Annotated in this window: 9 protein-coding genes and 1 rRNA gene; 7 read left to right on the forward strand and 3 right to left on the reverse strand. The window is 50.1% G+C overall.

Annotation, left to right across the window (positions count from 1 at the left end; all coding sequences use genetic code 11):
- Positions 1 to 103 precede the first annotated feature (103 nt).
- From E4T81_RS14490 to E4T81_RS14505, 4 genes are all read left to right on the forward strand, one after another.
- Positions 104 to 1,957: a TonB-dependent siderophore receptor gene (locus tag E4T81_RS14490; protein WP_135045853.1), complete on the forward strand. Its 1,854-nt coding sequence runs from the start codon at positions 104 to 106 to the stop codon at positions 1,955 to 1,957.
- A 334-nt stretch (positions 1,958 to 2,291) separates the two neighbouring features.
- A complete protein-coding gene (locus E4T81_RS14495) occupies positions 2,292 to 4,058 on the forward strand; it encodes a DNA polymerase III subunit gamma/tau (RefSeq protein ID WP_135045855.1) in 1,767 nt (588 codons plus the stop codon).
- A 142-nt stretch (positions 4,059 to 4,200) separates the two neighbouring features.
- Complete coding sequence (gene topA / locus E4T81_RS14500) at positions 4,201 to 6,525, forward strand: type I DNA topoisomerase (protein ID WP_135045857.1); 2,325 nt, start codon at positions 4,201 to 4,203, stop codon at positions 6,523 to 6,525.
- Positions 6,526 to 6,535: 10 nt separating this feature from the next.
- On the forward strand, positions 6,536 to 7,468 hold the full coding sequence (locus E4T81_RS14505; protein ID WP_135045859.1) for an RluA family pseudouridine synthase: 933 nt from the start codon (positions 6,536 to 6,538) through the stop codon (positions 7,466 to 7,468).
- 10 nt (positions 7,469 to 7,478) lie between these two features.
- Here E4T81_RS14505 and E4T81_RS14510 read toward each other — a convergent pair whose 3' ends face one another.
- The 3 genes from E4T81_RS14510 to fabD form a co-directional block, all read right to left on the reverse strand.
- Positions 7,479 to 8,780 carry an MATE family efflux transporter gene (locus E4T81_RS14510; RefSeq protein WP_135045861.1) on the reverse strand — a complete coding sequence of 434 codons (1,302 nt, stop codon included), beginning with the start codon at positions 8,778 to 8,780 and terminating at the stop codon, positions 7,479 to 7,481.
- An 11-nt stretch (positions 8,781 to 8,791) separates the two neighbouring features.
- Entirely contained in the window at positions 8,792 to 10,807 is a 2,016-nt protein-coding gene (locus E4T81_RS14515; RefSeq protein ID WP_135045863.1) for an OPT family oligopeptide transporter, read from the reverse strand.
- 77 nt (positions 10,808 to 10,884) lie between these two features.
- Entirely contained in the window at positions 10,885 to 11,763 is an 879-nt protein-coding gene (gene fabD, locus E4T81_RS14520; RefSeq protein WP_135045866.1) for an ACP S-malonyltransferase, read from the reverse strand.
- Between the two features lie 22 nt (positions 11,764 to 11,785).
- On the opposite strand from fabD, the gene E4T81_RS14525 reads away from it, so the two are divergent.
- From E4T81_RS14525 to E4T81_RS14535, 3 genes are all read left to right on the forward strand, one after another.
- Entirely contained in the window at positions 11,786 to 12,109 is a 324-nt protein-coding gene (locus E4T81_RS14525; protein ID WP_371683058.1) for a twin-arginine translocase TatA/TatE family subunit, read from the forward strand.
- The gene (gene tatC / locus E4T81_RS14530; RefSeq protein ID WP_135045870.1) at positions 12,093 to 12,914 is read left to right on the forward strand and encodes a twin-arginine translocase subunit TatC; all 822 of its coding nucleotides are present in this window, start codon (positions 12,093 to 12,095) and stop codon (positions 12,912 to 12,914) included. Before E4T81_RS14525 ends, tatC begins: the two co-directional genes overlap by 17 nt.
- Positions 12,915 to 13,494: 580 nt before the next feature.
- A 16S ribosomal RNA gene (locus tag E4T81_RS14535) occupies positions 13,495 to 13,598 on the forward strand; the annotation flags it as partial.

Consider the following 13,598-nt stretch of genomic DNA (forward strand, 5'->3'; position numbering starts at 1 on the left):
TGTTGAGAGAACCAATTGTCCTGTAATCGTGTTTTTGAGATAGTCGTGTTTCCCCTAAATGCCGGGTGACCGATAAACATCACATTATCAAAATTCAAGAAAAATGTCGCTTTCCACTATTATTGCCGCAATGGCATTGTCGGCAACCGCCACTATGGCTGATACAGTCATGTTGCCCTCGGCAACCGTCACCGCACCTGCCAAGACAAAGGTAGAGTTGCTTCCCCTTGATGTGACTATGATTAATAGCGAGACTATAGAGCGCTCGGCTGAGACCTCTTTGCTCCCGATTATGGTGAATAATGTGCCGGGGCTTTTTGTCACCGAGCGGGGATTCATGGGCTACGGAGTGTCGGGCGGAAGTGCCGGAACTGTCAATATACGTGGTGTGGGTCAGGGCAACAAGGTGTTGTTTCTTATTGACGGACAGCCGCAGTGGGCGGGCGTGTTCGGTCATTCTCTCCCTGACACATATGTCACTAACGGCGTTGAGCGAGTCGAGGTGGTCAAAGGTCCTTCGTCGCTTCTCTATGGCTCCAATGCCATGGGCGGCTCGGTCAATATCATTACGCGCCGGCAGGTTCAGGACGGAGTGTTCGGCTCGGCACGTGCGATGTTTGGCTCTTTCTCCACACAGAAATTCGGTGTGTCGACAGGCGTCAAAAAAGGGAAGCTAAGCGCGACGGTAGCGGGTCAGGTCGACAGAAGCAACGGCAACCGTGAAGGGAGCGAGTTCTGGCTTGCCAACGAGTTTGTCCAGGTGCAGTATGACGCCTCGCATAATTGGCAGGCCGGAGCCAATGTGGATATGTCGCAGACACGTGCCAACAATCCCGGAACCATCCAAAGCCCGCTTTTAAGCATGTGGACGCGCCTGCAGCGTGGTACCGCATCCATATATGCAAAAGATGTTTACGAGCATTTCTCGGGAGGAGTGCAGGCTTACATCAACTGGGGGCGTAACAAGGTCGATGACGGATATGCGCCCGGTGAGACTCCCCGCGATTATCTCTTTAACTCGACCGACTACAATATGGGCTTTACACTTTATCAGACCGTGAATCCTTGGCGTGACGCCGACCTGTCGCTGGGCGTGGACTTCGTTCACTGGGGAGGCCACAACTGGAATACCGACAAGGAGGACCCTGCAAAGCGCAGTGCCGAGTTCAAGGCTCACGAAAACGAAATAGCCGGTTACGTGATGATGCAGCAGGGATTCTGGGGCGACTTGCTGTCGGTCAATGCGGGAGTGAGATTGCAGCATAGCTCGCAGTATGGCAACGAATGGGTTCCGCAGGCGGGTCTTGTCGCTGCTCCGTTTAGGGGCTCTACAATGAAATTCTCATTCGGAAAGGGCTTCCGTGCCCCTAATTTGCGCGAGCTTTATCTATATGCCCCGGCTAATCCCGATCTCAAGCCCGAGTATATGTACAACTATGAGGTAGAGCTGCGCCAGCGCTTCCTTGAAGGTCGTCTTGAGGTTGGTGTCGCATTGTTTTATATCAATGGAAAGGATATGATTCAGACCCGGATGATTGACGGTCGACCGAAGAACATGAACACCGGGAAGTTTATAAACAAGGGTTTTGAGGCCGATGCGACATTTATAATCAACAAGGAGTGGAGCGTGAGTGCCAATTACAGCTATCTCCACACCGACACTCCGCTGCTTGCCGCACCTAAAAACAAGCTTAACGCAAAGGTTGATTACGCTCCGGGCGATTTTCGTTTCACGCTTGAAAACAGTGCGATATGGAGCCTGTACACCAACCTCGACCCTGTGGTGAAAAGCAATTACACGCTTCTTGATGCAAGAGCTGCCTATACACTGCGCGGCAAAGTGCCCGTCACCTTGCTTGTAAAAGCCGACAATATCCTTAATCGTCATTATGAGATTGTCTACGGCTGTCCTATGCCCGGCATCACCTTGATGGGAGGAGTGGAGTTTAAGTTTTAGACCCCGATCCTAATATTTGTTAACACCGGGGCTGTAGTAACTCAAATATGTAGCATATCCCAACATACTCTAATAAGTTACTAATAATTAAAATCTTATAACTGAAATCGGGCGTAATTAAATGTGTGGTGACGGAAAAAGTCACCATACCATCGCATCTCTCCGGCGCTTTTTGCCTTGTTCCTCAGTCACGTAGCTACGGCTACGCTCCTTCATCACAAGACAAAAATCACTCAGAGATATGCGACCCCGGCGTTAACAAATATAGGGGAACGAGGTCTTGACTTTCCATTGTCAACTTTTTTCCTTATCTTTGTAATAGAAAGGAAAATCAATGGAAAACTATATCGTATCAGCGCGAAAATACCGTCCGTCCACATTTGGCAGTGTGGTAGGTCAGAAAGCGCTCACGGCTACGCTACGCAATTCGATAAGCAAGGACCGACTTGCCCATGCCTATCTGTTTTGCGGCTCGCGTGGAGTAGGCAAGACCTCGTGTGCGCGTATATTTGCGAAGACAATCAATTGCGAACACCGCACCCCTGAGGGCGAGGCATGTAACGAGTGCCAGTCATGTCTTGAATTTAACAAGGGAAATTCTCTGAACATCATTGAGCTTGACGCGGCTTCAAACAATGGAGTCGATGACATCCGCGAGCTGGTTGACCAGGTGCAGATACCGCCTGTCAATGCAAAATACCGCGTGTTTATCGTCGATGAGGTCCACATGCTTACGACTGCCGCCTTCAATGCGTTTCTGAAGACGCTTGAGGAGCCGCCGTCCTATGTGGTGTTTATCCTTGCCACTACGGAAAAGCATAAGATAATACCTACGATATTGTCGCGCTGCCAGGTGTATGACTTTAACCGCATAACGATTCAGGACATGGTCGAGCATCTGCAATATGTCGCTTCAAGCGAGGGTATTGCCGCAGAGGCTTCGGCGTTGAATGTCATTGCCCGTAAGGCTGACGGAGCGATGCGCGATGCGCTCTCTATATTTGACCAGGTTGCGGCATCGACAATGGGCAATGTCACCTACGGCGCGACCATAGAGAACCTGAATATACTTGACTACGGTTATTACGATCGTCTTACCGGCGCCTTTCTGAATGGCGATGTGCCCTCGTCACTGCTGATATATAAAGAAATCCGCGACAAGGGTTTTGACTCACAGTTCTTTATAAATGGTCTTGCATCTCATTTTCGTGACCTTATGGTTGCACGCGACGGCTCTACCATATCGCTGCTTGAGGCAAGCGATGAGGCTCGCAAGGAGATGGCTCAGGTCGCTTCAAGGTGTAGGCCGGAGTTTCTTTACAAGGCGATGGACCTTTGTAATGACGCCGACCTGAACTACCGCACCGCGACCAATAAACAGTTGCTTGTCGAGCTTACGCTCATCAAACTGTGCCAAGCGGTCAGCCCCTCGCCCGATAGCGGCGCAGGAGAGGGGCGGTTACGTCCGATAACTCAATCGGGCACAGCGTCGCAACAACAGCCTGTGGCGCCTCCGGCTGCAGCGAAACCACAACAGCAACCGGCGCCCTCGTCACCACGGCAGAATGTCACAAGTGAGCCTGCGGCGATATATGCCACCGCAGCTGTGCCGCCTCCGCCGGTCAACACTCCGCCGAGGCGCACCACGACATTGCGCACTCCCGGTCTCTCGCTGAAAAATCAGTCACGACCGCAGGACACCACGGCAACGCAGTCGGCTCAGGTGGTGGAAAAGAGAATATCGCAGTTTACCGATGAACAGTTTGCGGCGGCATGGAAAGCGATTATGGCAGCTCATCCCAAGGAACATCTGCTTGTTAACGCCATGAGAATGGCATCGCCGGTGCGTACATCTGGGGCTGCATTTGCAGCGACCGTGGAGAGCGAGGCTATACGCGACAGCATAATGCAGGCTTTCGGCACATTGATTCCCGAACTGCGGAGCCGGCTTGACAATGATGACGTGACCCTTGAGATTACCCTGAACAAGGGGCAGGCTACAAGCGCGTCGCTTACCGACAGCGAGGTCTACAACTACATGAGGCAAAAACACGCTTATCTGAACACGGTGATTGAGGATTTTCATCTTACGATGGTGTAAGCGTGAAGTGACTTTTTTCTCTCAAAGTTGTTATAAAAATAGCCCGGAAAGGCGGAAAAAGTGGATAAAATGTTAAATCATACATTAATATATGCAACTTTTTCCTAATTTTGCCGAGAATTTTTGAATTAATATCGTAATCATGCTGAAAAATCTTGTCATAGTAGAGTCGCCTGCAAAGGCAAAAACAATCGAGAAATTTCTCGGGAAAGACTATAAGGTGATGTCGAGCTACGGACATATACGTGACCTGAATAAGAAAAAATTCAGTATTGACGTAGAGCACGGGTTTGCGCCCGTGTATGAGATACCTGATGACAAGAAAGCCCTCGTGGCAGAGCTGAAGAGCGCGGTTAAAAAAGCTGATACCGTGTGGCTCGCATCCGATGAGGACCGTGAGGGAGAAGCGATAGCATGGCATCTCTGTGAGGTGCTCGGGCTTGACCCGGAAAACACGAAGCGCATCGTGTTTCATGAAATTACGAAAAACGCGATTGAAAATGCAATCAAGCATCCCCGCTCGATAGACCTTAACAGGGTCGATGCGCAGCAGGCACGCCGAGTGCTTGACCGTATAGTAGGTTTTGAATTGTCGCCTGTGCTTTGGAAGAAAATCAAGCCGGCTCTGTCGGCGGGACGAGTGCAGTCGGTTGCCGTCAGACTTATTGTCGAGCGTGAGGAGGAGATAAAGAAATTCAAGTCGGAAAGTTTCTACCGCATTAACGGCTTGTTTCATTCGGGGGAGAAAGGTGTGGTTCGCGCCGAGTTAAGCAAGCGCCTGCCTGATGCCGCGGATGCAAAGCAGTTTCTCTCCGATTGTGCTGATGCCACATTTAAGGTAGGCGCGGTCACGGTGAAGCCGGTCAGCAAGTCGCCTGCGCCGCCGTTTACGACTTCCACCCTGCAGCAGGAGGCTGCGCGTAAACTCGGGTTTACCGTGTCACAGACAATGATGGTGGCCCAGAGGCTGTATGAGGCGGGACACATTACTTATATGCGTACCGACTCGCTTAACCTTTCGGCACTCGCCATTGACGCTATTTCCAAGGAGATATGCGGCAGGCTTGGCGACAATTATTTGAAGGTGCGTCACTATCACACCCGTTCAAAGGGGGCGCAGGAAGCTCATGAGGCGATACGACCTACTGACATCTCAAAACATTCGATAGACGGGTCGGCTCAGGAGAAGAAGCTCTACGGGCTTATCTGGAAACGCACTATCGCGTCGCAGATGGCTGATGCGGAAATAGAAAAGACTACAGTGGAGATTGAACCGTCAACGCGTCAGGAGCATTTCAATGCTACCGGCGAGGTTATCAAGTTTGACGGATTCCTGAATGTATATATAGAGGGCAAGGATGACGAGGAACTTGAGGAAAACTCGTCACGTCTGCCGGTGATTAACGAAGGCGACATCCTTTTAGTCGATGAGATTACCGCGACCGAGCGTTTCACCCAGCAGCCTCCGCGTTATACCGAGGCGTCGCTCGTAAAGAAGATGGAAGAGCTTGGCATCGGACGCCCGTCGACCTATGCGCCTACAATTTCCACTATCCAGGCGCGTGATTATGTAGAGAAAGGGGAGAAGCCCGGAGCAGAGCGCTCCTATAATGTAATGACGCTTAAAGATGGCAGCGTGTCGACTGAAGTCCGTTCGGAAATGGTAGGTTCCGATAAAGGCAAACTTATACCTACCGACATAGGCGTTGTTGTCAATGATTTCCTTACAAAATATTTCCCGTCCATTCTCGACTATGACTTCACAGCGAAGATGGAAGAGAAATTTGATGACATTGCTGAAGGCAATCTGCCTTGGAATGAGGAGATTGAGACATTTTATAATATATTTCATCCCGATGTGGATCAAGCTCTTAACATGCGCCTCGAACACAAGGTCGGAGAGCGTGTGCTTGGAGTGGATGACTCCGGACGTCAGGTCAGCGTGAAGATTGGCCGATTTGGTCCTCTTGTCCAGATTGGTGACGGAGAGGGTGACGAAAAGCCTCAGTTTGCCTCGTTGCTGAAAGGGCAGTCGGTAAGCACCATAACACTTGAAGAGGCATTGAAGCTCTTTGAGTTTCCGCGTAATCTCGGCGTGTTTGAAGATGCTGAGGTCACGGTTGCCATAGGTCGTTTTGGACCGTATATAAAGCATAACGGAAAATTTGTGTCCATACCAAAGGGTGTTGCTCCTGCTGCTGTGACGCTTGACGAGGCGGTAAGCCTGATTATGAATAAGCGCGAGTCAGAGAGCAAGAATCTTATCAAGACATTTGACGAAGAGCCTGACATGCAGATTCTCAATGGCCCCTATGGACCTTACATTTCCTATAAAAAGACTAATTACAAGATTCCGCGCACCATTGAATCGCCTTCATCGCTTACTGTCGATGACTGCCGTGAAATCATAAAGGAGCAGGATGCTAAACCTAAGAAGCCGGCACGTCGAGTGTCAAGAAAGAAATAAGAATTAATTTATGCCACGTAATAATGAGCCCCGCTCAGGGAAAAAGCCTATTGCCGCTTTTCGCCCTGATGTAATAGAGACTTATCCTGTTGATGCTGACGGTAAGCTGATGGAATTTCTCATGGCGTCTATGCCGCAGCGCAAGCGCACGACAATAAAAGAGCTTTTAAAGCATAATCAGGTAGCTGTCAACGGGATGCCTATACGGCAGTTTGATGCTCCGGTTGTGGCCGGAGATACTGTTAAAGTCAATCTTACAAGAGAGTTCAAGGTGTTTTCCAACAGGCGTGTGAAGCTTGTCTACGAAGATGCCGATATTCTTGTCATCGAAAAGGGCTACGGTCTTCTCTCGATGGGCACTGACACGGTAAAGGACGGCACGGCTTATTCTATAATGAGAGAGTATGTGAAGTGGGAGAATCCGCGCAACAAGCTCTTTATCGTCCATCGTCTTGACCGTGACACATCAGGGCTTATGATGCTTGCACGCTCTGTGAAGGCTAAAGAGGCTATGCAGCATAACTGGAATAATATGGTGTTGAGCCGTAAGTACATAGCTGTCGTCGAGGGTGAGGTCGAGAAAGATGAGGGCATAATCAAGAGCTATCTTGCTGAAAATTCCCGTTTTGAGGTTTATTCGACTTCTAATCCCGAGGAAGGGCAGCTTGCAGTAACGCGCTATCGCGTGATTAAGCGTGGTCTCGGTCACACAATCCTTGAAGTGGAACTCGACACGGGAAGAAAAAATCAGATACGTGTTCACATGAAAGATCTCGGGCACCCGATTGCCGGCGACCGCAAGTATGGCGCCGGGGCGTCGATAATACATCGCCTCGCTCTTCATGCCCAGACACTTCGCTTTGCTCATCCGATAACAAAGCGTGACATGAACTTCTCGACCCCGATACCTGGTTCGTTCTGGAAACTTGTAGGCGGTAAGTAGTCGCTGTCGGTTATTTGTGGTAGCGCCTGCCGATTATCGTCAGGATTATGCTTCTGCCAAGCAGGTAGCTGATAAACGCGAGCCATAGCCCGTCGTTGCCTATCGCGGGATAAGCAAGAAAATACACTGCAAAGAAGATAGCTGTGGCGCATGCCATTGATATAAGCATGTCGCGTGTCGCTGTCGCACCGATGAATATGCCGTCCCATGTAAATGCGAGAAATCCGGCTATCGGGATCGTGATTACCCAGTAGAGGTATTCGTGGGCGTGTGCCACCACTTTCATGTCGTTGCTCAGTATTTTAAGCAGCAGGTCACCGCCGGCGGCATAGAGTATGGTAAAAATTGCTGCGACAATAAGTCCCCATCGGCATATTTTTTTTACGCTTTCCGACAGACTTGCCTTGTCGTTGGCTCCGATATATTTCCCGGCAAGTGCTTCTCCGGAAAATCCGAATCCGTCCATGAAAAATGAAAACAGAGTGAAAAATTGCATGAGAAGAGCATTGACGGCAAGCATCTCCTCTCCCTGTCGCGCTCCGGTGCGTGTAAACCAAAGTGTCACGGCTACAAGACACAGTGTGCGGAGAAATATGTCGCCGTTAACGCGGAAAAAGCGCTTGAGACCTTTCAGTTCAAGCAGTTCCTTTATGCCGCATGGAATGATGTCGTAGCGGAGCAGCGCTATCGACACGGCAAGCAGGAAGCCTGCCCATTGTGAGAATAGAGTGCCTATTGCGACACCCGGGATGTTGAAGTGCAGCGCGTAGACAAATGTGCAGCTTACCAGTATGTTGCTGACATTGATGAAGATTGAGATCCACATGGTAGCCTTGGAATTTTGCATTCCGAGCAGCCATCCACACATCACATAGTTGCCGAGTACGGCTGGAGCGCCCCATATGAGAATCATGAAATATGTGCGGGCGAGCTCCATCGTCGTTGCATCTACATCCATGAACCACAGTGTTGCATCGCATATAGGACGGCGAAGGGCTATCATGATAATGCCGGCGATCAGAGCCACGAGCAGAGCCTGTTCAAGTATTCGTGACTGCCCCTCTTTGTCGCCGGAACCATAGTATTGCGCTGTCATGCCGCTTGACCCCATGCGCAGGAATCCAAACAGCCAGTACAGCATGTTAAACATGGAGCCGCCTACGGCTATCGCACCGATATAGGCGGCTGCACCCATGTGCCCTACGATAGCGACATCAACCAGCCCGAGCAAGGGCGTGGTGATATTTGTCACTATCGAGGGGATTGCAAGGTTGAGTATCTCACGGTCAATCGAGACTTTTCTCAGGGGCATCTTGACTATGCTTAGTATAGTTTTTTTGCTCTGAGGCAGTCCCAGATGAGGTAGATTATAAGCAGTGCATACATTACACAGCCAAGTATCTGGGTCGTCTCCATCGGCACGGGATTGTCATATTCAAATCCGGCGAAGCGTGTGAGGGCGGCAAATACGCCGAATAGCGCACCTCCGGCGATAAGACCTGAGGCGATAAGTGTACCGCGGTCGCGGCGGGCGTCATTGAGCGCCTTGTCTTTGCTGCGGTTGGAAACGAACCATGCGATTGCTCCTCCGACAAGCATCGGGGTGTTAAGCTGAAGCGGGATGAACATTCCGAGACAGAATGCGAGGGCGGGAACTCCGAGCCAGTTGAGGATAAGGGCGAGAACGGCGCCTACCATATATAATATCCAGGGTGTCTCTCCTCCCATCATAAGGGGCTCGATGACTTTTGCCATGGCATTTGCCTGCGGTGCTACAAGAGCATTTTCACCTGAGAATCCATAGACATCATTAAGCACGAGAATCACGCCGCCGACAGTAGCCGCCGACACGAGTGTGCCGAGAAATTTCCAGCTTTCCTGCTTCTTTGGTGTCGAGCCAAGCCAGTAGCCTATCTTCAGGTCGGTGACAAAACCGCCTGCCATAGACAATGCGGTGCAGACAACTCCGCCGATAACCATGGCTGCGACAATTCCGGAGGTGCCGTTAAGACCGATGGCGACAAATATGGCTGATGCGATGATAAGGGTCATCAGGGTCATGCCCGACACCGGGTTTGTGCCGACAATGGCGATAGCATTGGCTGCTACTGTAGTAAACAGGAACGCGATTACAGTCACTACAAGCCAGGCGACTGCTGCCTGCCAGAGAGTGTGGATCACGCCTGTGGCAAAGAAGATGAATACTGCGGCAAGCGCGATTACAATCATGAACACGATGTGTTTCATGGAAATGTCGGTCTGCCATCTCACCTCTTTGGCTCCCGCCTGCTTGCCTTTAAGTTCGCGTGCCGCGAGTCCTACCGCCTGAGCTATGATAGGCCATGATTTTACGATGCCGATGACTCCTGCCATGGCGATACCGCCGATACCGATCAGGCGGGCGTAGTCGCTGAATATCGCGTTTACAGGCATCGCGACTATTTCAGCCGAACCGTAGGTGCCCATTACCGGAATGATAATCCACCATACGAATATAGAGCCGGCAAATATCACGAATGCATATTTTAGGCCTACTATATAGCCGAGTCCGAGAAGTGCGGCGCCTGTGTTGACGCTGAATACGAGCTTAGTCTTTTCGACAAGCGTGGCGCCCCATTGCGACGCGGTGGAGGTGACGTTTTCAGCCCACCATCCGAAGGTGGCGAGCAGGTAGTCGTATATACCGCCTATCAATGACGCTATTACGAGGGTGCGCGCCTGGGAGCTTCCCTGCTGCTTGTCTTTTTTCCCTTCTCCGCTCACAAGCACCTGGGTTGTCGCTGTCGCTTCGGGGAAGGGATATTTCCCGTGCATGTCTTTTACAAAGTATTTGCGGAACGGGATAAAAAACAATATTCCGAGTATGCCTCCGAAGAGCGAGCTTAGGAATATCTCAAAAAAGTTGACAGTTATCTCAGGATACTTTGCCTGAAGGATGTAGAGGGCCGGTAGGGTGAAAATAGCTCCGGCTACGATTACTCCGGAGCATGCTCCGATTGACTGGATGATGACGTTTTGTCCCAGTGCGTTCTTTTTGTTTAGTGCGCCTGATAGTCCTACTGCGATGATGGCAATGGGGATGGCGGCTTCAAATACCTGTCCGACGCGCAGTCCGAGATATGCGGCTGCGGCGCTGAAAATCACGGCAAGCAGCAATCCCATGCTTACAGAGTAGGGGGTCACTTCCGGATAGTCGTGGGCGGGATGCATGACCGGATGATATTCTTCATCGGCGGCAAGCTCGCGAAACGCGTTTTCGGGAAGCCCTGCGACTCCGTTGTCGTCAGTTGTGTTTGCCACATTGTTGAGGCGGTCGTCTGATTTGTTGGGGTCAGCCATAGTTGTTGAGTTTGTGTATTATTAAGAAGGGGTGCGCTTTAACACACCCCTTGAAATTTATGCCTTTGTCGTTTTGATTACTGGCGTCCTGAGGTCTCCATGCCGCGGGCAATCTTGCCGATAAGTCCCTGAAGCACCTTGCCCGGGCCGATTTCAATGAACTCGGTCGCTCCGTCTGCCACCATGTTCTGTACGGTCTGAGTCCAGCGTACAGGAGCGGTGAGCTGTGCCACAAGGTTGGCTTTGATTTCTGCGGGGTCGGTGTGGGGTAGTGCGTCTACATTCTGGTATACGGGACACACGGGGGTGTGTACCGGAGTCTTTTCAATAGCTTCGGCGAGCTCGGCACGTGCAGGCTCCATGCAGGGGCTGTGGAACGCGCCGCCTACTTTAAGCTTCATGGCACGCTTTGCACCGGCTGCAAGTGCTTTTTCACATGCTGCGTCGATAGCAGGCTCTTCACCGGAGATTACAAGCTGACCGGGGCAGTTGTAGTTGGCACATACGACCACTCCGTCAACCGATGCGCAGATTTCCTCTACTTTTTCGTCGGGGAGTGCAAGCACAGCCGCCATTGTCGACGGCTTCATCTCGCATGCCTTCTGCATAGCCTGGGCGCGGGCGCTCACCAGTCTGAGTCCGTCTTCAAATGTCAGTGCGCCAGCTGCTACAAGAGCTGAGAATTCGCCGAGGGAATGACCGGCAGCCATGTCGGGCTTGATTTCGTTTTCAAGAGTCTTGGCGAGTATCACTGAATGAAGGAATATGGCGGGCTGAGTGACCTTAGTCTGACGCAAATCCTCGTCGGTGCCCTCAAACATTAGGTCAGTGATGCGGAATCCAAGTATTTCGTTAGCCTTTTCAAACATGTCGCGGGCTACGGGATTGTTCTCATAGAGATCCTTGCCCATACCTACGAACTGTGCCCCCTGTCCGGGGAAAACAAATGCTTTCATAATGTGTAAATAATGGTTGGATGTGTTAAATAAGGCTGCAAAAATAATCATTTTTTTTCAGAAAGCCACGCTTTTTGTCATTGATTTAGTAACTTTACACACTGAACAACTTGCAAATATAGACAATATGACACTATGTTTTATTTCATTGCTCTTCGGCAACCTTGGTCTGTCTGAGGTGCTGATTATCGCTTTTGTGGTGCTTTTGCTTTTCGGAGGTAAAAAAATACCTGAGCTTATGCGTGGCATTGGCAAGGGGGTCAGCAGCTTCCGACAGGGCATGAATGAAATTCAGGATGAGATAAAAAAGCCTATTGACGACAAGCAGGATGTCGGGAAACAATAACTCCGGGACATCCGGTGAGATGACTTTCTGGGGTCATCTCGATGTTTTGCGTGCCATGCTTATAAAGGCTGCGCTCATTGTCGGGGTGCTTACGGTCGTGCTGTTTGCCGTCATGCCCGACATTTTTGACAGTATTATTCTCGCCCCGTGTGACGGTGATTTCGTGCTCTATCGGGCGCTTGACGGTATCGGTGTGGTTAACAGTCTGTTGCCCGAGTTGTCCGGTTCCGGCTTTCACGTCGACATCGTGAATATCCGTCTTGCCTCTCAGTTCTTTATACATGTGTCTGCATCTTTCTGGCTCGCGCTTGTGTTGAGTGTGCCGGCATTGATGTTTCTTTTGTGGGATTTTGTCAGTCCCGCCTTATATTCTTCCGAGCGGCGCGGAGTGAGATTTGCATTTCTCTTCGGCAATATTATGTTTTTTCTTGGTGTCGCTGTCGGTTATTTTGTAGTGTTTCCGCTGACTTTGCGGTTTCTTGCCGACTATCATGTCAGCTCTTTGGTGGCTAATACCATCTCACTCGATTCTTATATGGATAATTTTTTAATGATAGTCCTCGTGATGGGAATCGTGTTTGAGTTGCCGTTGCTTGCCTGGCTTCTTGGTCGCATGGGCATTATTTCAAGGGAAATCTTCTCCCGTTACCGTCGCCATGCCATAGTCGTTTTGCTTGTTGGAGCTGCGATGATTACTCCTACCGGCGACCCTTTTACTTTGTCAGTCGTGTTTCTTCCGCTATATTTTTTGTGGGAAATCGCTTCTTTTCTTGTCCCGGCGAGAAAAAATGTAGCCGAAGTTTAGCTCTGTTGTTTCTTTTCTTGCGATTTTTTTGCTTGAACGAAGATCTTTTTTTTCGTCGAAGAGGCGTTTTTTGTTGATGGGCGAATAAATTTTTTTCGTCGGGGAAGATATTTTTTTGATGGATGAGGCGCGGTTTCTCGGAGTGGCGGCATGGTTTTTCTGCCGGTCTTTTTCTCTTATATTATATAATAATGTGGGAATGTCGGGGCGGTGAAAAATTTTTAGAAAAAAGTTGCGAAAATATTTGGAGGTTATCCGGAAAGTGTCTACCTTTGCACTCGCTTTTGAGGAGCGCCTGCGGCGAGAGAGCCGAAAGGAAATAACAAAAATTTTCGCTAAAAAGTTTGCAGGAATGAAATAAAGGTTGTAACTTTGCAACGCTTTTCTGAAAAACGAAATGCAGGCGGCAAGAGCCGAAAAGAACATTGAAATAATTGCAATAGACAATATTGAAGTAGTACAAGAGAAAGGGTCATTGACATGACAGTCTCTTCGTCAATTTCTGTTAAGCATCAACCCGGCCGGGAGTTCAATCGGGATGCACCCGTGATGGACATAAAACAAACTAAGTTAAATACAAACAACGGAGAGTTTGATCCTGGCTCAGGATGAACGCTAGCGACAGGCCTAACACATGCAAGTCGAGGGGCAGCGGGGAGCTGAGCTTGCTCAGCTCTGCCGGCG

The sequence above is a fragment of the Barnesiella sp. WM24 genome (genome assembly GCF_004570975.1).
Lineage (GTDB): Bacteria > Bacteroidota > Bacteroidia > Bacteroidales > Muribaculaceae > Muribaculum.